This window comes from Archangium lansingense, assembly GCF_026626635.1.
Taxonomy (GTDB): Bacteria; Myxococcota; Myxococcia; order Myxococcales; family Myxococcaceae; genus Archangium; species Archangium lansingense.
Genome location: NZ_JAPNKA010000001.1, coordinates 11641539 through 11664844, shown reverse-complemented (window position 1 = coordinate 11664844; position 23306 = coordinate 11641539). Strand labels below are relative to the sequence as shown.

Annotated in this window: 17 protein-coding genes; 13 read left to right on the top strand and 4 right to left on the bottom strand. The window is 69.5% G+C overall.

All coding sequences use genetic code 11. From position 1 onward, the window contains the following. Positions 1-43: 43 nt before the first annotated feature. The 6 genes from OV287_RS46585 to OV287_RS46560 all read left to right on the top strand — a co-directional run bounded on the left by OV287_RS46585 (position 44) and on the right by OV287_RS46560 (position 5471). Positions 44-625 (top strand): DNA-3-methyladenine glycosylase, encoded by a 582-nt coding sequence (locus OV287_RS46585; RefSeq protein WP_267542560.1) that lies wholly within the window; start codon positions 44-46, stop codon positions 623-625. A 35-nt stretch (positions 626-660) separates the two neighbouring features. Further along, the gene (locus OV287_RS46580) at positions 661-1275 is read left to right on the top strand and encodes an RNA polymerase sigma factor (protein ID WP_267540522.1); all 615 of its coding nucleotides are present in this window, start codon (positions 661-663) and stop codon (positions 1273-1275) included. A gap of 60 nt (positions 1276-1335) precedes the next feature. Then, complete coding sequence (locus OV287_RS46575) at positions 1336-1575, top strand: anti-sigma factor family protein (protein WP_267542559.1); 240 nt, start codon at positions 1336-1338, stop codon at positions 1573-1575. Next, on the top strand, positions 1572-2639 hold the full coding sequence (locus tag OV287_RS46570; protein ID WP_267540521.1) for a radical SAM protein: 1068 nt from the start codon (positions 1572-1574) through the stop codon (positions 2637-2639). Before OV287_RS46575 ends, OV287_RS46570 begins: the two co-directional genes overlap by 4 nt. An 11-nt stretch (positions 2640-2650) precedes the next feature. Then, positions 2651-3277: a DedA family protein gene (locus OV287_RS46565; RefSeq protein ID WP_267540520.1), complete on the top strand. Its 627-nt coding sequence runs from the start codon at positions 2651-2653 to the stop codon at positions 3275-3277. Positions 3278-3356: 79 nt separating this feature from the next. Continuing rightward, positions 3357-5471 (top strand): hypothetical protein, encoded by a 2115-nt coding sequence (locus tag OV287_RS46560; protein ID WP_267540519.1) that lies wholly within the window; start codon positions 3357-3359, stop codon positions 5469-5471. Positions 5472-5474: 3 nt separating this feature from the next. Here OV287_RS46560 and OV287_RS46555 read toward each other — a convergent pair whose 3' ends face one another. Continuing rightward, positions 5475-8633, bottom strand: coding sequence for an ABC transporter substrate-binding protein (locus tag OV287_RS46555; RefSeq protein WP_267540518.1), 3159 nt, complete (start codon positions 8631-8633; stop codon positions 5475-5477). A 67-nt stretch (positions 8634-8700) separates the two neighbouring features. Between OV287_RS46555 and OV287_RS46550 the strand changes: the two genes are divergently transcribed. The 4 genes from OV287_RS46550 (at position 8701) to OV287_RS46535 (ending at position 14550) form a co-directional block, all read left to right on the top strand. Beyond that, positions 8701-9723 carry a lasso peptide biosynthesis protein gene (locus OV287_RS46550; protein ID WP_373371880.1) on the top strand — a complete coding sequence of 341 codons (1023 nt, stop codon included), beginning with the start codon at positions 8701-8703 and terminating at the stop codon, positions 9721-9723. 175 nt (positions 9724-9898) lie between these two features. Then, positions 9899-12091, top strand: coding sequence for a DUF4132 domain-containing protein (locus OV287_RS46545; protein ID WP_267540517.1), 2193 nt, complete (start codon positions 9899-9901; stop codon positions 12089-12091). Between the two features lie 147 nt (positions 12092-12238). Next, the gene (locus OV287_RS46540) at positions 12239-13792 is read left to right on the top strand and encodes a Tox-REase-5 domain-containing protein (protein ID WP_267540516.1); all 1554 of its coding nucleotides are present in this window, start codon (positions 12239-12241) and stop codon (positions 13790-13792) included. A gap of 14 nt (positions 13793-13806) precedes the next feature. Continuing rightward, complete coding sequence (locus OV287_RS46535; protein ID WP_267540515.1) at positions 13807-14550, top strand: Imm52 family immunity protein; 744 nt, start codon at positions 13807-13809, stop codon at positions 14548-14550. Between the two features lie 143 nt (positions 14551-14693). Here OV287_RS46535 and OV287_RS46530 read toward each other — a convergent pair whose 3' ends face one another. Then, positions 14694-15620: a DUF2381 family protein gene (locus OV287_RS46530; RefSeq protein WP_267540514.1), complete on the bottom strand. Its 927-nt coding sequence runs from the start codon at positions 15618-15620 to the stop codon at positions 14694-14696. A gap of 87 nt (positions 15621-15707) precedes the next feature. Beyond that, entirely contained in the window at positions 15708-17744 is a 2037-nt protein-coding gene (locus tag OV287_RS46525; protein WP_267540513.1) for a serine/threonine protein kinase, read from the bottom strand. Positions 17745-18164: 420 nt separating this feature from the next. On the opposite strand from OV287_RS46525, the gene OV287_RS46520 reads away from it, so the two are divergent. Beyond that, positions 18165-19718, top strand: coding sequence for a Tox-REase-5 domain-containing protein (locus OV287_RS46520; protein WP_267540512.1), 1554 nt, complete (start codon positions 18165-18167; stop codon positions 19716-19718). A 12-nt stretch (positions 19719-19730) separates the two neighbouring features. After that, positions 19731-20474 (top strand): Imm52 family immunity protein, encoded by a 744-nt coding sequence (locus OV287_RS46515; protein ID WP_267540511.1) that lies wholly within the window; start codon positions 19731-19733, stop codon positions 20472-20474. Positions 20475-20487: 13 nt separating this feature from the next. On the opposite strand, the gene OV287_RS46510 is transcribed toward OV287_RS46515, so the two are convergent. Next, on the bottom strand, positions 20488-21513 hold the full coding sequence (locus OV287_RS46510) for an arginine N-succinyltransferase (RefSeq protein ID WP_267540510.1): 1026 nt from the start codon (positions 21511-21513) through the stop codon (positions 20488-20490). A 267-nt stretch (positions 21514-21780) separates the two neighbouring features. Here OV287_RS46510 and OV287_RS46505 point away from each other — a divergent pair, with 267 nt between their 5' ends. Further along, positions 21781-23298 carry a pyridoxal-dependent decarboxylase gene (locus OV287_RS46505; RefSeq protein ID WP_267540509.1) on the top strand — a complete coding sequence of 506 codons (1518 nt, stop codon included), beginning with the start codon at positions 21781-21783 and terminating at the stop codon, positions 23296-23298. The last annotated feature ends 8 nt before the right edge of the window (positions 23299-23306 follow it).

Sequence of the window (23306 nt, the reverse complement as noted above, 5' to 3'; positions counted from 1 at the left end):
GCCGTTGACGGCAGGACGGGGTGGCGGCATCCGTTTCACCACCGTGCGCCTCCCCGTCTCCTTCTATGCGCGCCCCGCGCTCACCGTGGCCCGAGAACTGTTGGGCACTCGCCTCATTGTCGATGAGGGGGGCTGGCGGCGCGTGGGCCGTATCGTGGAGACAGAGGCCTACGTGGGTGAGCACGACCTGGCCTGCCACGCCTCCAAGGGGCGCACGCCCCGTACGGAGGTGCTCTTCGGGCCGCCGGGACGGGCCTACGTCTACCTCATCTACGGCATGTACCACTGCTTCAACGTGGTGACGGACGCCGAGGGGATAGGGGCGGCGGTGCTGGTGCGGGGGGTGGAGCCGGTGGAGGGGCTGCCCGAGGAGGCTCGGACGGACGGGCCGGGGCGGCTGTGCCGGGCCCTGGGACTGACGCTGGCCCACAACCGCTGGGATTTGCAGGACACGGCCCTCCACCTGGCGCCGGGCACGCCCGTGCCGGAGATCCAAGTGGAGCGGGGGCCGCGTATTGGGGTGGACTATGCCGGAGCCTGGGCGCTGGAGCCCTACCGGCTGTGGATCCGAGGCAGTCAACACGTAAGCCGTCCCCCAGCGCGCAGGCGTGGAGAGCGTGCTTGACGCCGCACGGTCTTGACTGGGAGGGTGCGCCGCAAATGTCCGACGAGGCCGTCAAGGAAGAGGACCGCCAGCTCGTGGCGAGGGCCCAGGCCGGCGACATCAGCGCCTTCGAGGCGTTGGTGGAGGCCCACCGGGACAAGGTGTACGGCCTGACGCTGCGGATGACCCGCTCCGAGGCGGATGCCGCGGAGATCACCCAGGACACCTTCCTGTCCGCTTATCAACATCTCAAGGATTTCCGCGGGGATGCGGCTTTTGGCTCGTGGGTGCACCGAATCGCGGCGAACAACGCCCTGATGCGGCTGCGCCACCGCCGGGTGGTGCAGGCGGCCGAGGAGGAGCTCCAGAGCCCGGAGTTTACCGAGCGGGGGAGCCTGGCCGAGTACCCTGCCTGGGACTGGAGCCGGGACGCGGAGGGGAAGATTCTCGACGCGGAGCTGGGGCGGGCCATCCAGGGGGCGGCTGACCGGCTGCCCGAGGGATACCGGGAGGTCTTTCTCTTGAAAGACGTCGACGGCCTCAGTTACGAACAGATCGCCGAGGTGACGGGGGACTCCATCCCCGCCATCAAGAGCCGGTTGCATCGCGCCCGGCTCGCGCTTCGCGAAGCCATCGATCAGTTCTACAATCAAGGCAATGCGGGCGGGTGAAACCCATCAGGAGGCTGGGCATCTTCGTGAATGACGAGGCAGGCCACGGCCGAGGTCCGGATGTACACGTGTAAAGACGCCATCAACCTCCTGTTGGACTTCCTCGATGGCGAGATGTCGCCCGAGGATGCACAACACCTGCGCGAGCACCTGTCGGGGTGCGCGCCATGCATCGATTTCCTACGGACCTACAAGGCCACGCCGGGGCTGTGTAAGCGTGCGCTGGCCCAGCAGATGCCGCGGGAAGTGTCCACGAAGCTCACCGAATATCTGCGCGCGCGCATCAAGTCTGCCTCGTGAAGCTCAACCTGAAGTCGCTGTCGCTGCCGGAGTTGCAGCAGGTCCTGGCCCCCGCGGAGCCCTCGCCGGTCGCGGTGCGCAAGGTGTTCGCCTCCGTATTCGCCCATGGGGCCTCCTCCGTCGAGGAGGTGTGTCAGGCGCCACAGGTGCCGCGACGCGTCGCGGACTTCCTACGTGAAAATACGGAGATGACGCGGCTGGAGGTGGTGGAGCGGCGCAAGGCCGATGACGGCTTCGTGAAGTACCTCTTCGCCTCGCCCCTGGGCGGGCGGGTAGAGGCGGTGCGCATCCCCATCTTCGACCACAAGTACGTGGTGTGTATTTCCAGCCAGGTGGGGTGCGCGCTGGCGTGCGACTTCTGCATGACGGGCAAGCTGGGCTTCAAGCGCAACCTGCAGACCTGGGAGATTCTGGACCAGGTGATGCAGATTCGCGCCGAGGCGGACCGCCCGGTGCGCGGCGTGGTGTTCATGGGGATGGGGGAGCCGCTGCTCAACTACACGGAGACGCTGCGCGCGGCGCAGATCCTCTCCAACCCGGCGGGCTTCGCGATTGCCGGGCCCTCCATCACCTTCTCCACGGCGGGCCATGTGCAGGCCATCCGGCGTTATGTGCGCGAGGGTCACCCGTACCGGCTGGCCTTCTCGGTGACGAGCGCCATCCCGGAGAAGCGGGTGAAGGTGCTGCCGATCGAGAAGACGCACCCGCTGCCGGAGCTGGTGGAGGCCATCCGCGAGTACGCCACGGTGCGGCGCGAGCGGGCGATGATTGCCTACGTGGCCATCAGCGGCTTCAACCTGGGGCGCGAGGACGCGGAGGCGCTGAAGGCGACGTTCGAGGGCATCCCCATCAAGGTGGATCTCATCGACGTGACGGATCCAACGGGCAAGTACCTGCCGCCCTCGGCCGAGGAGCTGAAGGCCTTCCGGGACCATCTGCAAATCCTGGGAGCGCCCATTGCCCGGCGCTACTCGGGGGGCAAGGACATCGGGGCGGCGTGCGGGACGCTGGAAGCTTCACAATATGGTGGCGTGGTGGTGCCGCCGCCGGTGACTGCTGCTTAAGCTGATGGGGTATGGTCGAGTTCCTCGACAACCTCATCTCCCACATTGGCCTGTTGGGGCTGCTGGTGCTCGGGCTGGCGGCGGCGGTGGAGTACGTGGTGCCGCCCTTCCCCGGGGACACCATTACGCTGCTGGGCGGGGTGTACGCGGTCCGGGGTGAGCATCCCTGGCCGCTGGTCTTCCTGGTGGTGGTCGCGGGGAGCGTGGTGGGAGCGCTCATCAACTACCAGGTGGGCCGGTGGCTGGTGGGGCGCTTCGAGCGGCGGCCAGGGGATGTGTTCTTCGGCATCTCCCATGCGCGGCTGGAGGTGGTGCAGTCGCAGATGCGGCACAAGGGGCCGTGGCTGCTGCTGGCCAACCGCTTCATCCCGGGCGTGCGGGGATTGATTTTCGTGGCGGCTGGGGCGGCGCACATGCCGCGCAGCAACGCGCTCATCCTCGGGGCGTTGTCGGCGATGGCGCACACGGGCCTGGTGCTGGCGCTGGGGGCAGCGGTGGGCGGCAACCTGGAGCGGCTGGAGGCGCTGATGTGGCGCTACCAGCGGGCTGTCATCGGGTTGGTGGTGGTGGGTGTGTTGGCGGTGTTGGTGCGGGCCCTGGCGAAGCGGAAGGCGCAGGCGTCGACGTCCGCCGAATGACAGGCCGACTGTCGTTCATCCATCCGTCTCGGAGAGCGGGCGTTGAGCGTACGCGCGGAGCCGCGATCAAGTGGCGGTCATGCTCCGTTCCCATCCGTGGTTGGTGCTCCTCGTGGCGCTCGTGCTCGCTGGCGGTTGCCGGTGTGACGAGCCTCCCGTGGGCGGGACACGGGGGGAGTTCGACGTGGAGCAGCGGGTGCTCGACTTCGGCCGGGTGCTCGAGGGTGAGACGGCGCGCCGTCCGGTCACGGTGGTGGGCACCGGCCGCGCCAGCGTCACGGTCTCTGCCTCGGTGCGCAGTGGCCCCTTCTCCTTGTCCGAGACCGAGGTATTGGTCCCTGGCGCCAGCTCGGTGTCGCTGGAGGTGCTGTTCCCGGCGGGCGTAGGTCCAGCAGAGGGGACGCTGGTGCTGTCCGCCGGAGGCCGCACGGTGGAGGTGTCCCTGCGGGGTGAGGGCGTGCGGCCCTTGGTGTGCGTGCCCTCGACGCCGTGCCGCCAGTCCCACTTCGAGCTGGAGCCGGGCGTGTGCGTGGAGTCGGATGCGCCGGACGGAACGGCGTGTATCCCCAGCAGCCGGTGTCAGGAGAACGGACGCTGTCAGGCCGGAGCGTGCGTGGGCTCGCCGCGCTCGTGTGACGACGGCAATCCATGCACCCAGGATGCGTGTGCACCGGACCAGGGCTGCGTCACCTCGCCGGTGGTGTGTCCCGCGCCGCAGAACCCCTGCCGCGTGGGTGTGTGTGATCGCGAGCGGGGATGCTCCGAGGTGGATGCCCAGGACCGCTCCATCTGCGGCAAGGTGGACTGTGTCACCGCTCGCTTGTGCTTCTCCGGTGCCTGCAAGGAGGTACCCACTCCCGAGGGTTTACTCTGTGCGCCCTCCACGCCTTGTCAGGGCGAGGGCCACTGCCAGGCCGGAAAGTGCGTGCGTCCGGACGTGCAGGAGCTCGTCCCCGTCTTCGCGCAGGAGCTTGGTGGCAAGCCCTCCTTCGCGCCCGGTGGGCCGGTGCTGCTCTCGCACGGTGAGGCCCTTTTCGCCTCGGTGTGTGGCGGCGATGCCGGCTGCCGGCTGGTGTCGTATACGAGCGAGGGCTTCCTGCGCTTCGAGACGCCCTACCCGGAGGGGGCTCCGCGTGCGCTGCTCGCCGTCTCGGACGCGGGCGTGGTGCTGCACGAGCCGGAGGCACTCGAGTCCTATGCGTCCTCGGTGACGGGTGCCCCCCTGTGGCGCGCTCCTCTCGCGAGCCTCGATGCGCCACCTGGAGCGGAGAGCTTCGTTCCCTCCACGAGCGCGGGGCGCGTCGCGCTCGGCCCCCAGGGAGAGGTGGTGTCGCTCGTGTCGTGGGCACCGCCGGGCGCGGGTGGAGATGCGGGAGTGGGCAGCGGTGCGGCGCTGGTGGTGCTCGCCCCGGATGGCGGCGTGTTGCGCCAGGGCGCTGTGGAGGGCTTTTCAGAAGGGGCGCGGGTGGCGCTGGATTCGCGCGGGGAGATGTTCCTCTTCGCCGCGGGTGGGCCGCTGGTGCGCACCGAGCCAGAAGATGGAGGCACGGGCTTCCGGTCCATCCCGCTGCTCGCGGAGGTGCCGGAGTCGGGGGCCTCGCTCGCGGTGGCGGGGGACCGGCTCTTCGCGGGAACGAGGGCCTTCGTGAGCGCCGATGGGGGATTGCCCGCCCTGGCGGAGTGGGGCGTCGGTGTACCGGGGCTCCGTCCGCTCGACGAGCCCGTGCTGTTGCTGGGCGACACCGGTTACGCCTTCGCCCGGATGTGCCTGCGAACCGACGGCACGGCCTGCACCCCGGAGGAGGAGGGAGTGTTGCTGCGCGCGTTCGATACGGGTGGAGGCGCGGTCCGCTGGGAGACGCCCGTCTTTCCGGACATCGCTCCCGGAGTGCTCCACGAGGCCGCGCTGGTGCAGGGCGGCGCGGTGAGCACCGTGACGAGCGTGCAGCTCGCGGGGGCGATGCGGGCCCACATCCAGGTCTTCGCCAGGGGTGAGCTGCTGATGATGTGCCCGCTGCGCGGCACTCCCCACGTGGCCGGCGCCACCTACGCGGGGAGCTTCGTCTATGTCGCCCTCGAGCGAGGGGGGAGCTGGTGGCTGGAGGCGTTCGACCTCGGGCCGAACGTCACAGCGGAGACGCGCGGGTGGTCCCAGGGGTCCGGCCTCTCCGGCTCTCGGCGCGCGAGCCCCTGAGGCTCAGTTCGTCTCCAGTGACTGCTCCGGCGTGTCCAGCCACAGGTCCTCGAAGCGCACCTGCGGGGGCGCCTGATGCAGCCGCAGCGACTGCACCAGCCCGCCCGCGGCTGCGTACACGCGGTGGTGGAAGATGGGGATGATGGGGCACTCGTCGTGGGCAATCCGCTCCGCCTGACGGTAGAGCTGCTTGCGCCGCTCCGGGTCGATGGTGACGCGTGCCTCCGCCGTGAGCTTGTCGAACTCCCCGTTGCGGTAGCCCATCGAGTAGACGGTCTGCCCCTTCGAGTTGAGGTGGAAGTAGAGGAAGTTGTCCGGGTCCGGGAAGTCGGCGATCCACCCCACCCGGAAGGCTGGCAGCTTTCCCTCGCGCCGCCGCTCCGCGAACTCCTCCGCGCGCAGCTCCACGTGCTTGAGTTCCACCAGCCCTGCTTCCATCAGGGGCCGGAAGAGCACGGCGTCCTCGGCCGTCGTGTCGCGTCCCTTCGTGTAATAGAGCGTGAGCTGCAGCACCCGCACTCCGGCTTCGCGCAGCAGGCGCTCGGCCAGGTTGATGTCCGGGCGCGGCTCGGGCAGCAGGCCTTCGTCATCCAGCAGCTCGGGCGGTGTCACCGTGCGGGCGACGCGTGCTCCCTTGTGGAAGCGGTCCACCAGCCCCTGGAAGTCCATGCCCGCCCGGAGCGCCTTGCGTACCCGCACGTCGTTGTACGGCGGCTCGCGCAGGTTGAAGCCGAGGAATGACGTGGACGGCGTGGTGCTGGTGACCACCTGCTGCCCGTCCAGCTCGAGCGAGCCCACGTGCATGGCGAACAGGTGCGACACCAGGTCCACCTTGCCCTCCTGCAGCGCGAGCACGGCCTGCTCTCGCGAGTCCACCAGGTGGAACTCGAGCCGGTCCAGCAGCGGCTGCCCCCTGCGCCAGTAGGTGGGGTTGCGCTCGAGCACGATGCGCTCCTGCCCGAACTCCACCTGCCGGAAAGGTCCCGTACCGATTGCCTGTCCGCTCGAGGTCATCCGGGCCACCGCCGTGCGCGGCAAGGCCATCAGCTGCAGGAAGAAGGCCTTGGGCTCCTCCAGCCGGATCTCCAGCGTCAGATCATCCAGCACCTCGATGCCCGTCACCTCGCTCGCCAGGCCCGAGGAGAAGGCTCGGGCGCCCTCCACGTCGTCCAGCAGGGTGCGGTCCGGCGACTTCACCGCGGGGTCCAGCAGCCGCTCGAAGTGGCGCTTCACGTCGCGCGCCGACAGGGGCACTCCGTCGTGGAAGGTGATGCCCGGGCGCAGGTAGAAGCGGTAGCGGCGCGCCGAGGGGTCCGCCTCCCAGCGCTCGGCCAGGTCCGGAACCAGTACGCCGTCGTCCAGCCGCAGCAGGCCGGCGAAGGCACAGCAGCTCATCTCCAGCAGCTGGTTGTCCACGGCGAAGAGTGGATCCAACCCGCCCAGGGCCCGGACGAAGGCCGTCTGGTGGATGCCCGCGCGCAGCGTGCCGCCCTCCTTCGGAGCCGGGAGCCGGAAGCGGAACACCTCGCCATCCAGACTGGCCGCTTCGTGCGCCAGTTGCTCCACCGTGCGGCTCAGCCCGTCGCCAATGCGGATGACCTGGAGCGCGTCCTCGCGCACCCGCGCCACTTCTTCGCCAATGGCCGAGTCCCCGCGCATCAGCACGCCATGCGCCGCGCGAATCTCCTCGATGGCCGTGCTCAGCTTCACCACCGCGCTGGAGAGGTCGCGGCCCGTACGCGCCTGGCCCTCCGCCTTGTGCGAGGCCTCCTGCGCCAGCTTCGCCATCTGCAGCGTCTGGTGCACCAGCTCGCGCCCGTGCCCCGACTGCTCCATGGCTGCCCGCGTCACATCGTCCACGCGCCGCGCCACCCGATGGCTGGCCTCCACCACTGTGGAGCCCTGAATCTCCAGGCGCTTCGTCTCCGCCAGCGTGGCCTCCACCGCCGAGAAGGTGCGCTGGGTGATGGTGCGGATCTCCATCAGCGCCTCGGCCGCCCGGTCGCCGAGCTGCACGCCCGCGCTGGCCTGCTCGCGGCCCTCCTTCACCAGGGCCACTGTCGTGTCCACCTCCCGGCGGATGCCTCCGACCATGGTGGCGATTTCCCGAGTGGAGCGGGCGGTGCGCTCGGCCAGGCCGCGGATCTCATCGGCCACCACGCCGAAGGGGCGGCCCTGCTCACCCGCCTGGGCGGCGATGATGGCCGCGTTGAGCGCCAGCAGGTTCGTCTGGTCCGCGATCTCCTGGATGACGTCCACGATGCGGCCGATCTGCGTGGAGCGCACGCCCAGCGAGTCCACCAGTCCGGCTGCCTTGCGGACCGTCTCCTCCACCCGGTACATGCCTTGGACGCAGTCGTTGACGAGCACCTCGCCCCGCTCGGCGGTGGCCGTCACCGCGTGTGCGAGCTGGTTGGTCTCCGTGGCGCGGTGGCGCACGGCGTCGATGCCCGTGTGCACCACCTGGACGAAGGCCTCCGCCTCACTGGCGAAGCGCCCCAGCTCGTCGCCCGAGGAGGCGATGTGGTGCAGCCGCTCGCTCATGGCCTGCACCTGCTGCGTGGTGCGGTGCGAGAACTCGTCCAGAGAGAGCAGTGCCTCGGCCACCTGTCCGAGCCGCTCGGTCATCTCCACCAGTGAGCTGTTCGTCTCCTGGGCGAAGGTCTCCAGCTGCGTCACGCGCTTGCCCGCGGCCTGGAGGCTCTGGCCCATGCTGTTCACCGACTCCTGCGAGCGCTCCACCGCTCCGCCCTGACGGCGCGCGGCCTCCAACAGCACCCGCACCTCCTCGGAGACACCCTGGCAGGTGCGGCGCACGTTGCTCGTCACCCGCTGCACCTGGCTGAGCGCACGGCGCAGCGAGAAGAGGAGTCGGCGCACCTCGCGCTGATCTCCCATGCCGCTGTAGGCGGTGTTGGTGAGATCTCCCTCTGCCAGCCGGGTGAGCAGGCCGTTGCGTTCCTCGGCGCGATCCGCGGCCCACCAGAACCAGAAGACATAGGCTGTCACCAGCAACAGCGGCGGTGTGCCGAGGAACAGCACGGCCCAGCCCGTCAGGTCATTGGGGTGCCCGGTGACGAGCTTGAGCAGGAGTCCGAGGGCGCCGGCCAGGGCGAGCCCTCCGAAGACCATGAAGGCGAAGAGGTACTTTTTGGCGGCCATGAGAGAACGGAGTCGCACCGTAGCGCGCATTCTCGCCCGGGTCCTCAAATCGGCGCAGACTTGGAGTGTGCTTGCCCTTGTCCCCGCTCTCCTGCTCGCTCTGCCTGCGGGGGGAACCGCGTCGACTCCCTCTCCCGAGGAGACGGCTCGCTTCGTCTTCGCCTGGAAGGGCGTGCCCGTGGGCACGGTCACTCTCTCCCTCACACCTGAGGTGACGCGCTTCACCTATACCTCTCGTCACCTACATACCCGGGGAGAGCACATGGGCGAGCGCGTGCGGGAGGTCTCCCTGGTGGTGGGACCGGGAGAGACCGTGGTGGGGCGCGCGAGCATTCCGCAGGCGTTGTGGTTGTGGCGGGGTCCTCGCGCTCCCGGATGTGTGTCGGGGCGAGAGGAGCTGTCCGGCCGCGAGGGGCCCCACTGTGTCACCGCCGTCCGCGGAGACGCGGTGGAGGGCACGATGTTCGGCCAGCCCTTCACCGCGCGCTATGACGAGCGCGGGCGGATGGTGACGTTGGATGTGGGAGAGTCGCGCTTCACCTCGGTTGCACCGGGCGTACGGCTGAGGCCACCACCGGAGCTCTTCGCCGAGGGCGTACCCGTGGAAGGGAGAGCGGGTCCGCTCGCCTTCTCACCCTCCTGGCCTCTCGTGACACGGCCTGGCTGGCTGACGGACTGGCGGGCCGGGGACGCGCGGACGCTCGCGGAGGCGGTCCACGCGGCCTTTCCGGAGAAGGGCCCGGGAGCCGCGGACTGGAGCGACAAGGGCGAGGGCGAAGCGGGCGGGTGTCTGGCGCATGCGCTGCGTTTCGCGGCTTGGGCAGCGGCGCGTGGGCAGAAGGTGGCGCTGGTGCACGGACTGCTCGTCGTGGACGGCGGCCCTGCGCGGCCTCATGCCTGGGTACGCGTGGGCCTCGCGGGAGGGGGCACGCTGGACCTGGACCCCACCTCGTTGGACCCCGTTACCCGGGAGACTCACCTGCCGCTGGCGGTGGCCGAACCTGGGGGCCCCTCGGTGGATGCCGGGGAGCGGTGGCTGGCGCTGCTACGCGGCGAGCACCGCGTGGTGCGCCAGCCCCTTTCGCGTTGAGCCAGGTGGGGCCGTGCGGTCTCACCCTGGGATTCCATCCTACCCATTGGGAAAGACCACTCTTTCAGCTCTTCGAGCTGTGGGCTTGCCCTGGTTACGTGGACAGTAGGATTTAGGATGCCAACGTCTGCCGTCCAGGAGGCCGCGCCCGGCTGCTATAAGAGCGGAGGCCCCCATGCTCCCCCTCACTCCCGATCCTGCTCCCATCCTCGACGCGCCTTCCCCCGAGCCCGAGCGCACTGACCTCTCTCGGCTCTCCGCGGTGCAGCTGGGCGAGCAGCTGCGGGGGGAGGCGGCGGTTTCGCGCGTGGCGGCGCTCACCCTGCTCGGGCGGCTCAAGGCCGTCCATGCCGTCCTGACGGGTGTGGAGGACGCGGCGCTGGCTGCGCGCATGGCCGGGGTGCCGGAGTCCCGGGAGGAGGCGGGCGCGGAGCGTGAGCGCCTGCGCCCGTTGGCGCTGGATGCGCTCACGCTCCATCCGGAAACCCTCGCGCAGACGACCTCGACGTCCTTCCGCGACGGCTCCCCGCTCGCCGCGCTGCCTGCGGAGTCCCTGCCGGCCCTGGTGCCGGCGGTCCGCGCGCTCCTCGCGACGACGCAGGCGCTCGAGCCCGTCCGCACCGTGCAGACATTCCTGGCCCGGGCCGCGCCGCGCCAGGTGGTGGAGGCGGGGCTCGCCTCGGATGCGCACCCCCGCGTGCGCCGCGCGGTTCTCCAGGCGCTCTGCCGCTCGCGCGTGGACGGAGCCGTGGAGGTGCTCCGGCAGCTCTGCACGCGGCCGGAGCTGACGGCCGTGGACCGGGGCCTCCTCCTGGACCGGCTGGAGGCGCTCGGCGAGGACGTCTCCCTTCTGGACCCGGAGCGCACGCTCCCGCTCGAGGCCTGGGCGGAGCTCGCCCGGGCCGAGGGCGCGGATGCGGTGCCGAAGGACCTTCGCGGGCTCTCACTCGTCACCGCGCTCGCGCCGCTCGGGGAGCTGCCGGTGCGGTGGCTGCTCATGCAGGCCAGGGAGCTGGGGGAGGAGCGGCTGCCCCGCCCGTTCCGGCACCTGCTCGAGCGGCACCTCCCCCCTCAGGTGCTCCCAGCGCTCGGGCGGCACGCGCTGGAGAGCTGGCTCTCGGTGAAGGGCAAGACGGGCGCCGCCTGGATGCTCTCGCTGATTGCGGAGTACGGAGGGGACGAGGCGGTGACGACCATCTGCCGCCAGATTGACGCGTGGCGCCGCCACCAGAAGCCCAAGGCCAACACCGCCATCCGCGCCCTCGGCAGGATGGGCACCGTGTTCGCCCTCTCGCAGCTGGAGCGCATCGCCTCCGCGGGCGGGAGGTACACCGAGTCGCTCGTGCAGAACGCACGCGAGGGGCTCGCGGAGGCCGCGGCCGCGCGTGGCCTGACACCCGAGCAGCTGCGCGAGGAGCTGGTGCCGGACCTGGGCCTCACGCCGGAGGGCCTGGTGGTGGACCTGGGCCCCCGCCGGCTCCGGGTGAAGGTGCGGGCGGACCTCTCGCTGGAGGTGCACCACGAGGGCGGCAGGGTGACGCAGTCCTTCCCGGCCCTCCGCAAGGACGAGGACCCGGTGAAGCACGCGGAGGGCAAGCAGCGCTTCGACGTGCTCCGCAAGAACCTCCAGCCGGTGCTGAAGGCGCAGCTCGCGCGGCTCGAGGAGGTGCTCTTCGTCCAGGACGACTACCCGCTGGAGCGCTGGCAGCGGCTCTTCCTGCGCCACCCGGTGCTGCGGCTCGGCATCCAGCCCGTGCTCTGGTCCCGGCTCACGCCCACGGGCGAGGTGGTGGGCTCCTTCCGCGTCGCGGAGGACGGGACGCTGGTGGACGCGCAGAACGCGGAGGTGCGCCTGCACCCCTCCGAGCGCGTCGGCCTCTGGCACCCGGTACTGGAGGATGAGCGCACGCACGCGCTGTGGGGGGAGCACCTGGCGGACTACCGGCTCGTGCAGCCCTTCCACCAGCTCCAGCGCGAGGCCCTCCGACCCACCGACGCGGAGCGCGGGGCCACGGCCATCACCCGCTTCCAGGGCGTGTCCCTGTGGGCCAGCCGGCTGAGGAATACCCTGGAGCGGCTCGGGTGCCGGGCCCCGGTGGGGGAGAGCGGCATGCTCCACGAGCACGCGCGCGCCCTGACGAACCACGGGGTGGCCTTCCGCGTGCTCCACTCCCCCATCCAGCGGCAGTTCGAGCTGGAGGAGCGGGTGGAGCTGGGGCAGCTCGAGTACACGCTCGAGCCGCAGTACCGGCAGCGCCACGGCCTCGCACAGGAGGGCCAGCCCACGCTCGGAGAGCTGCCGCCGGTGCTGTGCGCGTGTCTGCTCGGCGTGATGCGCTCGCTGGCGCTCCAGGCGGACACGCCCTGAGCCCTCCGGGGTGGCGTCCCTCCACCACGTCCCTCCCTACCCGTTGGGAAAGCCCTGTCTTTCCCTACCTGAAGGCTTGACTGCCCCTGCCCTGTCCTCCTGAAGTCCAGGGGGCTGTTTCAGCCATGCGGCTGGGGGAGATACGGCTTGTCCACTCATTCCGTTGGCGCGCAGAGGTGCCGGCTCGGTGCGCTCATCCTGACCATGGCCGTGGCCGTGCTCGTCGAAGGGTGCGCCACGGGCCCTCCGCGCGCGAGCCTGACGAGCGGCTTCGGTCTCCACTCGCTGCCTACCGAACACCGCAACAGCGCCTCCTCATGGGAGCCAGCAACCCCGCCTCCGCCCGGAGAGGGCGCCGCGGGCGGCTTCCCCGAGCAAACGGAGGACTTCTTCCAGGTGGTGCAGGAGGCCAGTGGCCTCGGGGAGGAGGTCCGGCACCCGGCGGGCGCGGCGCTCTATCTGGAGCAGGCGCGCCAGCTTCTGCGGCATCTGTCGGAGACGCCCGTGACGCAGCGCAACTTCGCCCCGCGCCGGGCATTGTCCTGGCTGCTGCGCGAGGTGCTCGAGGGCGGCGAGCGCGTGGACTATGCCGACTTGAAGTGGCGGGCCGAGCGCTTCGGGTTCCTGGTGCTGGTGCGCCCGGACGGCTACCTGGTGGCCGCGCTCGACGGCACTCCTCTTCAGCGCCGGGGCCCGCTGAAGCTGGTGGAGGGCGAGTGGAGGGTAGGCCTCCTGGTGGTGGGCGGCTTCTACTACTCGCACGGGGGCGTCTTCTACCCGGCCACCGAGGCCCTGCGGCGCGCGGACAGCGATTCCCTGGCCGAGCTGGGCCTGGGGAGGGACCCGTTCAACGCAGCGCTCGACGGGGCCCAGGACGCCATGGCGGAGATGGTGCTGGCACTGGCCAATACCGTGCTCCACCCCATCCGCACGCTGGAGGACCTGGGGCAGTTGCCCACCACGGTGGCGCAGCTCATCGCCTCCTCGCCCGAGTACTTCGCGCGCTACGGCGCCATGTCGCGGGAGGACCAGATACGCGAGGCGGCGCGCCTGTCTACGCACATCATCCTGATGCTCGGGGGAGCGCGGGTCACGGTGGGACGCATGAACGGGCTGGGGGCGGAGCTGCCGGTGCTGTCACTCACGGCCAGGGGTGAGCTGGTGCTGGGTGGGGCCGTGGTGGCGGTGGGCACGACGATGGACCTGGGCGCCCTCTCCATCCTCCACATGGCGGGGAAGGGCGGGGGAAGAAGCGGCGGCGCGAGCGGCAAGGCGGGGAAGGGCTCCAAGACAGCTCCGGCGCGGGGTCCCGGAAAGTGGACGTACAAGAAGCCCACCACCGAGTCAAAGCAGGCTCTCGATTACCAGGAGCAGATCACGGGACGGCCCGCCTGGTATGTGTACATGGTTGGTGCGGTGGAGTTCGACGGCTTCACCGGCAAGGCGCTGCTGGAGGCCAAGGGGGGAAGCTACAAGCACTTCCTCGCGAAAGACGGTGCGGCCAAGTCCTGGTTCGAACCTGGAAAGGGTTACAAAGGGCTGGTGGAGCAGGCGGAACGGCAATCGAAAGTAGCCGAGACGCTGAATCTGCCGGTGGTGTGGCACGTGGCCGAAGTGGAGTTCGCGAACTTCCTTCAAAAACTTTTCGAGAAGAACGGATGGGACAACATCACCGTCATCCATACACCGGCAGCACGGTAGAGAAGGAAGCCATCATGCAGGAGGATTACTACCTGGGGGCCTACTGGGGCCCGCGGAAGGAGACGGCATTGGAGTGTGCCCAACGCGCGGTGCTTTTCTTCCACATGCTGGCGCGGTGCGACCCGACGTTCGCCCAGTGGTACCGGGGAGGGCGTGGAGCCCCCCGCGACCTGCCGGGTCACCCTGTTCGCGCGGAGGAGACAGAGTGGGAGCAGTTGTTCCTTCACGGCAGGAATCGTACGGACTTGGGTAAGAAGGTCATCGAGGATCTCGGGTTCAGAGAGCACGTGTGGAATGCGAAGAAGGAGCGGACCCGCGTCGAGCTTCACTGCGGTGAGTACTCGCCCTTTGGAGCAGGAAATACCTGCCTGTTCTACCCGCCCGAGGAGGGCCCGGGGCGGGAGCGGATACTGAGCGCCCCGGTGCTGGCCGAGGTGCTCACCCGTGTGGCCACCGCGTGGGACCCTGACTACGCCATGGCGAGCTCAACCGAGATGGTGCGCCTCATCAAGAAGCGGAAGCGGGAGGTGCGGGTGGGCTGGCTGACGTACCTGTCGCGCCGCCTGGGGACGCTGCCGCCGCTGCCCGCGCCCGTGCGCATCGAGCCGGTGGGGACGCTGGGCTGGCTCCTCGTGCTCTCCCCCGAGCCCATGACGGCGAGCAACCCCGAGCACGTGGCGTTCACCGCCCGCGTGCGAGAGCTGCTCGACCGGGCCGGTCTCATCGAACGTCCGAAGCCCGGGTCCGCCAGCGAGTGACACGAGCAGGTGCCCGGACAGGACGTCCGCGGGAGCGCATGACCGCGAACCACCTCGGTTCATCCAAGAGGTGACGGAGCAGTGGGGTCACCGGACGGTTGTCACGCGCGGAAAGCTGTGAAGCACATACGGGCGGGTCCGCTTCATGGGAAGGTGACGTTCCCGAGGCTGACGGTGCGCTGGCGCTCCGCGTCCCAGAGCGTGAGGGTGTACGTGCCCCGGGCCTCCGCCGCCGTGGCCGGCACTTCCACCACCACGCTGACCCAGTTTGGGGCCTCAGTTCCCGGGATGGGCTCCGGTTGCCAGAGGGGCAGCGGCTTCAACACTTCACCCTTGGGCCCACGCAGCACCGCGCCCGCCGCCGTCCAGGCCGCCGTGGTGGGTCTCTTGAGTTTCACCTCCACCGCGACGCGGTCCTTGGCGCGGCAACTGCGGATGTCGAGCAAGCCAAGTGCACTCCCCTTCGCCGCGGTGACGATGTTCAACAGTTGCGTGCACACAATGCCCGCCTCTGTCAGCAATTCCGAAGCGAACACGCCTCGCAGCCCGTCTGGCATGACGCGCTCGGCGCGCAACTGCCGCACCTCCTCGCGCAGCCGCTGGTTGTCGGCCTGGGCCTCCTGTGCCACCTCCCGGAAGTACGCCACCGGGAGCGCCTGGCGGAACACCTTCACCTGCTGCATGCCGAGCGCCGGGTGCGCCAGCAGGAGCACGGTGGCGCAAGCCGGGGCCGCGCCATCCGCGAAGCACACCTCCACCTTGAAGCGCTCCCCGGCCACCAGCCGCTCCGGGGGCACCAGCATGAGTGTCCTCTCCCCAGGGTTGACTTCCTGGAAGCGCTCGCGCTCCTGAAGTTTCTCGGAGCCAGGCTGAATCAGCGAGTCGAAGCGCAAGGTGAGGGACAGGTCCGGGCTGATACACACCACGGGGGGATTCGCGGTGGACTCATCCGTCAGGACGATGAGGGGGCTCGCCGTCTCACAGGTGTCCGGAGGTGACGGCTCGGCGGCCTTGGGGGAAGTGGCGAGGAGGGCCAGCGCGAGCAGGCCCACGGGGGACGCGAGGGACACGGGGGAGTCAACCTCCAGGAGAAGGCGGGGCGTGGTGACCGGGGACGTCGGGCTCTACCACACCGTCTCGTTTCATGCCGCCCCGGCCTACTCGAAGTGGTCCACCGCCTTGACGTACTGCGTGGACCAGACCACGGCGGAGTCGGCGGGGCCCCCGACGTCCTCCCGCTCCACGCCGGGGATCCATCTCGTTCCTTTCCACTGGCCCAGCTCCACGCAGACCGGGTACGTCTTTCCCTGCATCCTGGCTTCGGTGAAGCGGCCGTAGATGCGCTCCGCTCCGATGTGGATCCGCCCGTGGAGCCTGGCGATCAATTTCCCCAGGCGTTCACCCATCTGCACCGGGGTGGACTCATTCACGGTCACAGGACTCGCGTCGCGTGTGTCCATGGGGAAGGTGACACCGGCCGTTGTGTCGCTCTTGATGGGGACGTCCAATTCCTTCATGGCCTCCAGGGCGCCGGGAGGACAGTCGGCGGGCCTGGGCTCTGGACGCACTACCTGCGGCGTGGCGGTACAGCCGGTGAGCAACACGGTGCAGATGCCCACCAGACACATCTCCTGGCGGGCGGGGACACAGCCCGGGGCCTGGCGCTGCGGCCTCGGGGTGGACTTCTCTTCGGGCTTCAAGCGGGTGTCGTTCTTGCGGAGCATGGTGGCGAAGGTGGGCGCGGGGGGAGGAGCCAGGAAGGGCACCGCGCCCCTCCCAGATTCGGATGACCCGCTCGACACCGCCACTTCGTGGACGAGATAGGCATGCAGCGTCGGGCTGCTCGCCAACCACCCGGGAGGTAGCGGTGCCACGGAGGGTGCTGGTGCCGGAGCGCGCGCTTGACCGGAATCCGTGCGCAAGCGCAGGGCCCACGTGCCGGCCAGCACCAGCGCCCCCACCAGCAGCGTCACGGCCAGCACACGCGCTGGCGGGCCCGAGCGCGCGGGAGGAGCAGGGACGGACGCGCGAGCCGCCACGACGAGGGCGGCTCCTTCCACCTCGAGCACCGGGGCGGCCACTGGCTGGGGCGCAACCGGCTCTTCTTGCTTCAACTGCGCCGCGACTGCGGCAGGCGCCTGCGGCGGGGGCGGCGGCTTGCGCCGGGCCTTGCGCACCCGCCCACGCCGGGGCATCGCCGCCTTCATCTCCTGTTGGACGCGCTCCCACGTGTTGCGGTCCACCACCTTGCTGGGGGTCCGCTCCGTTGTGCGCACCTGTGGCGCGTCCGGGTCCATCAGCGGCACGTCCCAGCTTGCGTCGGCCCCGGCCAGCGCCGTCTCCAGCGCCGCGGCCACCGCGTCCATGTCCACCAGCCGAGCCCCGGGCTCCTTCTCCAGCAGGTGCATGCACACCCGGCTGAGCTCCACCGGCACGCGCGGGTTGCTCTCGTGCGGCGCCTCCGGAGTCCGAGTGCGGATGTCCTTCACCATGTGGGGATTACTCATGCGCGAGCCGAAGGGCAGCTCGTCCGTCAACAGCTCGTACAGGGTGACACCGAAGGCCCACACCTCGTCGGCCACACCCGGCTGGTAACGCGCCTCCTCGTCCGGGTTCTTCTGGAGGAAGCGGTACGCCTCCGGGCTGGTGTACTCCGGCGTCCCCGGCGGCAGTCTCCACAGCCTCGGCAGCGTGGTGCGGCCCTCCAGGTGGCCCACCCCGAAGTCTACCCACACGGGCTTGCCGTCCTCCTCCCTCACCATCAGGTTGTCCGGCTTGATGTCCCGGTGCAGCACGCGCCGGCGGTGCACCACCGCGAGCGCCCGCGCCGCCTCCTGCATGAACGTGGCGCCCCAACGGGCCGAGGGGTTGTGCTCCAGCGTGTGCCTCAACAGCGTCTGTCCCTCCACCTGCTCCATGGCGATGTAGAGGTAGCCATCCTCCGGGTACGGCCAGTGGCCATGGCCCAGCACCCGCACCACGTTGGGGTGCTCCAGGTGGCGGAGGATGTCCAGCTCCAGCTCGCCGCAGGGGTCCGCCGGGTTGCTGCGGTAGAGCTTGAGGACATAGAAGCAGCCCTCCCACTCGGCCAGGTAGAGGTGGCCCTGGCCGCCCTGGCCCAGCGGGCCCACCACGCGGTACTGGCCCACCTTCTCCTCGGACTGGGGCAGCCTGTAGACCTGCCCTCTCTTCAATGCAGCTCTCTTCAAGGAGGCTACCTCCGAAGTCTGGAGGCTAACATGACTCGACGGCTCCTCCTTCGGCGCTCCGGGCCCGGTAGCCGCCTGGCCCTGCGTGGGCGAACACGGGCTCCGGCTCGGCTCGGTGGTAGACGTCTACCAGTGAGGCGTGGAAAAGGCATACACCACTGGTAGGCGTCTACCAGTGGGAGGGGTCTCCTGCTGAAGTCCCCTCCCGCCGCCGCGAGGAATCCGCTTCGTCAGGGACATGTCGCGTCCGAGACGGCGTGCAGCAGCCAGCTCCATTCTCACCGAAGCTCTACCTACCTGGTGAGGCGGTCAGTGGTTCACCTACCTGATGACTTGATCGCCCCTGTCCTGTGCCCGTGAAGTCCAAGGGGACTGTTTCAGCCATGCGGCTGGGGGAGGTATGGCTTGTCCACGCGTCTCGTTGTTGCGCACAGCAGCCGGCTCGGCGCGGTCGTTCTGGTCCTGGCCGTGGCCGTGCTCCTCGAAGGGTGCGCCACAGGCCACCCGCGCGCGAGCCTGACGAGCGGCTTCGGTCTCCACTCGCGGCCCACTGCATTTCGCGACAGCTCCAGGCGGCTGGTCACCACGCCTCCGCCCGGAGATGCGGCGGGAGCCGCGGGTGGCTTCTCCGAACAGATGGAGGACCCCTTTCAGGTGGTGCAGGTGGCCAGCGGCCTCGGGGAGGAGGCCCGGCACCCAGCGGGCGCGGCGCTCTACCTGGAGCAGGCGCGCCAGCTTCTGAGGCAACTGGCGAAGACGCCCGTGACACAGAGGAGCTTCGCCCCGCGCCGGGCGCTGTCCTGGCTGCTGCGCGAGGTGCTCGAAGGCGGCGAGCGCGTGGAGTACGCCGATTTGAAGTGGCGTGCCGAGCGCTTCGGGTTCGTGGTGCTGGTGCGCCCGGACGGCTACCTGGTGACTGCGCTCGAGGGCACTCCCCTTCAGCGCAGGGGCCACCTCCAGCTCGTGGAGGGCGAGTGGCGGGTGGGCAGTCTCGTGGTGGGCGACTTCTACTTCTCGCACGGTGGCGTCTTCTACTCGGTCACCGAGGCCCTGCGGCGCGCGGACAGCGACCCCCTGGCGGAGCTGGGCCTGGGGAGAGACCCGTTCAACGCCGCGCTCGACGGAGCCCAGGACGCCATGGCGGAGATGGCGATGGCGCTGGCGCACACCGTACTGCACCCCATCCGCACGCTGGAGGACCTGGGGCAGTTGCCCACCACGGTGGCGCAGCTCATCGCCTCCTCGCCCGAGTACTTCGCGCGCTACGGCGCCATGTCCCGGGAGGACCAGATACGCGAGGCGGCGCGCTTGTCCACGCACGTCATCATGATGCTCGGGGGCGCGCGGGCCACGGTGGGACGCATGGGCGGGCTGGGCGCGGAGCTACCGGTGCTGTCTCTCACGGCCCGAGGCGAGCTGGTGCTGGATGGAGCCGTGGTGGCGGCGGGCACGACGATGGACCTGGGCGCTCTCTCCATCCTCCACATGGCGGGGAAGGGCCACGGAAGAAGCGGCGGCGCGAGCGGCAAGGCGGGGAAGGCGTCCAAGACGGCTCCGGCGAAGAGCCCCGGCAGGTGGACTTACAAGAAGCCCACCACCGGGTCCAAGCGCTCCCTGGATTACCAGGAGCAGGTGACGGGACGGCCCGCCTGGTGGGTGTACATGATTGGGAACCTGGAGTTCGACGGCATCAAGCTGGGGGAGTTGCTGGAGGCCAAGGGCCCTGGCTACTGCTCCTTCTTCGAGGCAAATGGCACGCCCAAGTACTGGTATGTGAATTCCGGCAAGTTCGACGAGATGATGGAGCAGGCCAGGAGACAATCGCAGATGGCCCAGCAGGTTGCGATGCCGGTGAGCTGGCATGTCGCCGATGCCAAGGTGGCGGAGTTCCTTCGCGAAGTCTTCAAGAATAGAGGATGGAAGAACATCACCGTCCGCCATACTCGGCCCGTGCAGTAGGAAGGAGCACGCATGCCGGACAAGTACTACGTCGGGGCGTACTGGGGCCCGCGCAAGGAGACGGCGCTGGAGTGCGCCCGGCGCGCGGAGCTCTTCTTCCACATGCTGGCGCGGTGCGACCCGGCGTTCGCCCAATGGTACCGGGCGGGCCGTGGCTTCCCCCGCGAGCTGCCGGGCTGGCCCGTGCGCCCGGAGATGAAGGAGTTGGAGACACTGTTCCTCAAGGGCAGGAGCCGCACGGACGTCGGCAAGGAAGTCATCGAGGATCTGGGCTTCCACCAGATGGTATGGAATGCCAAGAAGGACGCCATCCACGTCCACCTGACTTGTGGCGGATACTCACCGTGGGGAGGGCCCAATTCGTGCCTGCTCGACCCACTCTGGCCGAGCGCGGTATGGGAACGATTGGTCCGCTCGCCCGTGCTGGCCGAGGTGCTCACCAGTGTGGCCACGGCGTGGGACCCCGACTTCGCCATGGCCAGTTCCTCGGAGATGGTGGACCTCATGGAGAAGGACAGATTCGAGGTCCGCGTGGGCTGGCTGACGTACCTGTCGCGCCGCCTGGGTACGCTGCCGCCGCTACCCGCGCCCGTGCGCATCGAGCCGGTGGGAGAGCTGGGCTGGCTCCTCGTGCTCTCCCCCGAGCCCATGACGGCCAGTAACCCCGAGCACGTGGCGTTCACCGCCCGCATCCGCGAGCTGCTCGACCGGGCAGGGCTCATCGAGCGTCCTCAACCCGAGCCCGCCAACACGTGATGGACGAATCCCCTCAGTCGAAGGGAATCACGGACAGCTTCGCGCCCGCGGGCACGTCCAGCAGCTCCTTGGCCTTCGCTGGCAGGTAGGCGTTCTTGTCGTCCAGCCGGGCCGTGGTGCGCACCGAGCGGAAGCGGTTGCGCCCCGACTCGCGCTCGTAGGACACGAGCACGTCATCGCCCTCCATCTCGAAGTCCTCTTCCGCCAGCTTCACCGAGCGGTAGCGGCGCACCAGGGTGATGTCCGAGAGGTTCGCCTCGAAGTGCGGACCCCCGTCGAATGGATCGATGCGCTCCACGTAGCGGAAGCCCACTCGCTCCAGCATCCGCTGCACGCCCTTGGTGTTGGGCCCCACCTCGCCGAGCACCTTCTGCACGCGCTCGGGGAAGAGCGACGCGTAGATGTCCGAGTTGGGGAACAGCTCCTTGATGAACTCCTTGTTCTGCCGGCTGAGGCGATCCGCCTCGTGGTAGGTGAGGCCGGTGAACTTCTTGCCGCACGCCTCCCACAAGAGGCTGCGTCCGTCCGGCAGCAGCGGCGGCAGCAGCTCGGCGAGCACCCGCGGGCGGAAGAGCCGCTTGTGCATGGCCATGAAGAGGAAGCGCACGTAGGACAGTTGCTTGCCGGGCTTGTCCGGCGTGGCGCGGTAGGGCGGATCCACCACCAGGCCGCCAATCTCCGTGGGGCCCTCGTAGTTGTAGCCGATGGACAGCACCTTGTGCCGGAAGTGCCGGCCGATGGTGGCCGAGTAGTGCTCGCGCTCGGAGACGTCGTAGTAGGTGTGCGGCGCCTCGTAGGTGCCGTGCTGCGCGATGATCATCGACGTACCGATGATGAGCTCGTTGCGCACGTCCTCCAGGACGAAGAGGTACTCGCGCTCGAAGGGGTTCTTCACCTTGCCCGCGAAGCTCTTCACGGACTTGTCGATGATGGCCTCGAGCGTCTCCTCGTTGTTGGGCAGGTTGACGGTGTTGAGCACCGCGGCGAGCCGCTTCAGGCCGGGTAGGTCGGTCTTCTGGACATCGCGCAGGACGAGCATGGGAGCACCCGGATCACCCCTCGGACGGGTAACCCCAGAGGGGGGGCACCATACACCACCCGGGTACGCAGTCAGCCGCTCGTCTGCTACCCCGCTTCGACGCGCCGCGTCGAGCCCATGGTTTGCTCGGCTGGCCGCCGGGTTTCGCTAATTCCTTACACCTCTAAGAAAGACAGTCTCCGAGGGACAACCGCTCTCCTGGTCGCCTGCATGGCTGTCAAGGCAAAAGACGTCGTATGAGGGCACACCCCCGAGAGGAGAACCGAGATGAGCGACGCGCGTGAAGGGGCGGTGCCCCACCTGAGCTCCGAGGAGTTTCGACGACTGGGCCATCGGATGGTGGACTGGATCGCGGACTACTGGTCCCGGCTGGAGTCCTTCCCGGTGCGCGCAGCGGTGGCTCCGGGCGAGGTGATGGCGAAGCTCCCCGCGCACCCGCCCGAGGACGGTCTGGGCGGCGATGAAGGCTGGGAGGCCGTCTTCCGCGATCTGGAGGAGGTGGTGCTGCCCGGCATCACCCACTGGCAGTCGCCGTCCTTCTTCGCCTACTTCCCCGCCAACGCCTCGGGGCCCGCGGTGCTCGGTGAGCTGCTGTCCGCGGGCCTGGGTGTGCAGGGCATGCTCTGGTCCACCAGCCCCGCGGCCACCGAGATGGAGACGCGCGTGCTGGACTGGCTGGCCGAGCTCACCGGACTGCCCGCCTCCTTCCGCTCGGACTCGGGCACCGGCGGCGGCGTCATCCAGGGCACTGCCAGCGAGGCCACTCTGGTGGCCATGGTCGCCGCGCGTGAGCGTGTGCGTCGCGCGCTCGGCCGGGAGACGGAGCTGGTCGCCTATACCTCCACGCAGGCGCACTCGTCCGTGTTGAAGGCGGCCATGCTGTCCGGCGTGGTGCGCGGCGTTTCAGACGACGTCCACCTGCGGCAGCTCGGCACGGACGGCACCTATGCCCTGCGCCCGGAGGTGCTGGAGCAGGCCATCCGCGAGGACCTGGCCGCTGGCCGCCAGCCCTTCTTCGTGTGCGCGTCGTTGGGCACCACCTCCTCGGGTGCCATGGACCCGGTGCGCGCCATCAGCGAGGTGCTGGAGCGCACAGGTTTCACCGCTTCGGGTGGCTGGCTGCACGTGGACGCGGCGTGGGCAGGCTCGGCGCTCGTCTGCCCCGAGCACCGCGCCATGTTGGAGGGCCTGGAGGCCGTGGACTCCTTCGCCTTCAACCCGCACAAGTGGCTGCTCACCAACTTCGACTGCAATGCCTTCTACACGCGCGAGCGCAAGGCCCTGCTGGACGCGCTGAGCGTCATGCCCGAGTACCTGCGCAACGCGGCCACCGCGAGCGGCGCGGTCATCGACTACCGGGACTGGCAGGTTCCGCTTGGCCGTCGCTTCCGGGCGCTGAAGCTGTGGTTCGTGCTGCGCCACTACGGGGCGAAGGGCCTGCGGGCCTACATTCGCGAGCACGTGCGACAGGCGGAGCTATTCGCGTCCTGGGTGGAGGCGGATGAGCGCTTCGAGCTGTCCACGCCACGCTCGCTGGCGCTGGTGTGCTTCCGGCTGAGGCCCGCCCCCGGCGAGGCACCCGCGGCCACGGACGCGCGCAATCGCCAACTGCTGGACCGGCTGAACGCGGGCGGCAAGGCCTTCCTTACCCACACTGTGTTGCCCGGGGTGGACGGAGCGCCCGCGCGCTACGTGTTGCGCATGGCCATCGGCTCCCCGCGCACCGAGGAGCGGCACGTGCGCGCGGTGTGGGAGCAGCTCGCGGCGCTCGCGAAGGAGGCGTGAGCCGCGGC

What these genes read in the sequence shown, in the direction of transcription:
- OV287_RS46580 (WP_267540522.1), top strand. Translation starts at nt 661, where the DNA reads ATGTCCGACGAGGCCGTCAAGGAAGAGGACCGCCAGCTCGTGGCGAGG.
- OV287_RS46575 (WP_267542559.1), top strand. Translation starts at nt 1,336, where the DNA reads ATGTACACGTGTAAAGACGCCATCAACCTCCTGTTGGACTTCCTCGAT.
- OV287_RS46565 (WP_267540520.1), top strand. Translation starts at nt 2,651, where the DNA reads ATGGTCGAGTTCCTCGACAACCTCATCTCCCACATTGGCCTGTTGGGG.
- OV287_RS46560 (WP_267540519.1), top strand. Translation starts at nt 3,357, where the DNA reads ATGCTCCGTTCCCATCCGTGGTTGGTGCTCCTCGTGGCGCTCGTGCTC.
- OV287_RS46555 (WP_267540518.1), bottom strand. Translation starts at nt 8,633, where the DNA reads ATGGCCGCCAAAAAGTACCTCTTCGCCTTCATGGTCTTCGGAGGGCTC.
- OV287_RS46545 (WP_267540517.1), top strand. Translation starts at nt 9,899, where the DNA reads ATGCTCCCCCTCACTCCCGATCCTGCTCCCATCCTCGACGCGCCTTCC.
- OV287_RS46535 (WP_267540515.1), top strand. Translation starts at nt 13,807, where the DNA reads ATGCAGGAGGATTACTACCTGGGGGCCTACTGGGGCCCGCGGAAGGAG.
- OV287_RS46515 (WP_267540511.1), top strand. Translation starts at nt 19,731, where the DNA reads ATGCCGGACAAGTACTACGTCGGGGCGTACTGGGGCCCGCGCAAGGAG.
- OV287_RS46510 (WP_267540510.1), bottom strand. Translation starts at nt 21,513, where the DNA reads ATGCTCGTCCTGCGCGATGTCCAGAAGACCGACCTACCCGGCCTGAAG.
- OV287_RS46505 (WP_267540509.1), top strand. Translation starts at nt 21,781, where the DNA reads ATGAGCGACGCGCGTGAAGGGGCGGTGCCCCACCTGAGCTCCGAGGAG.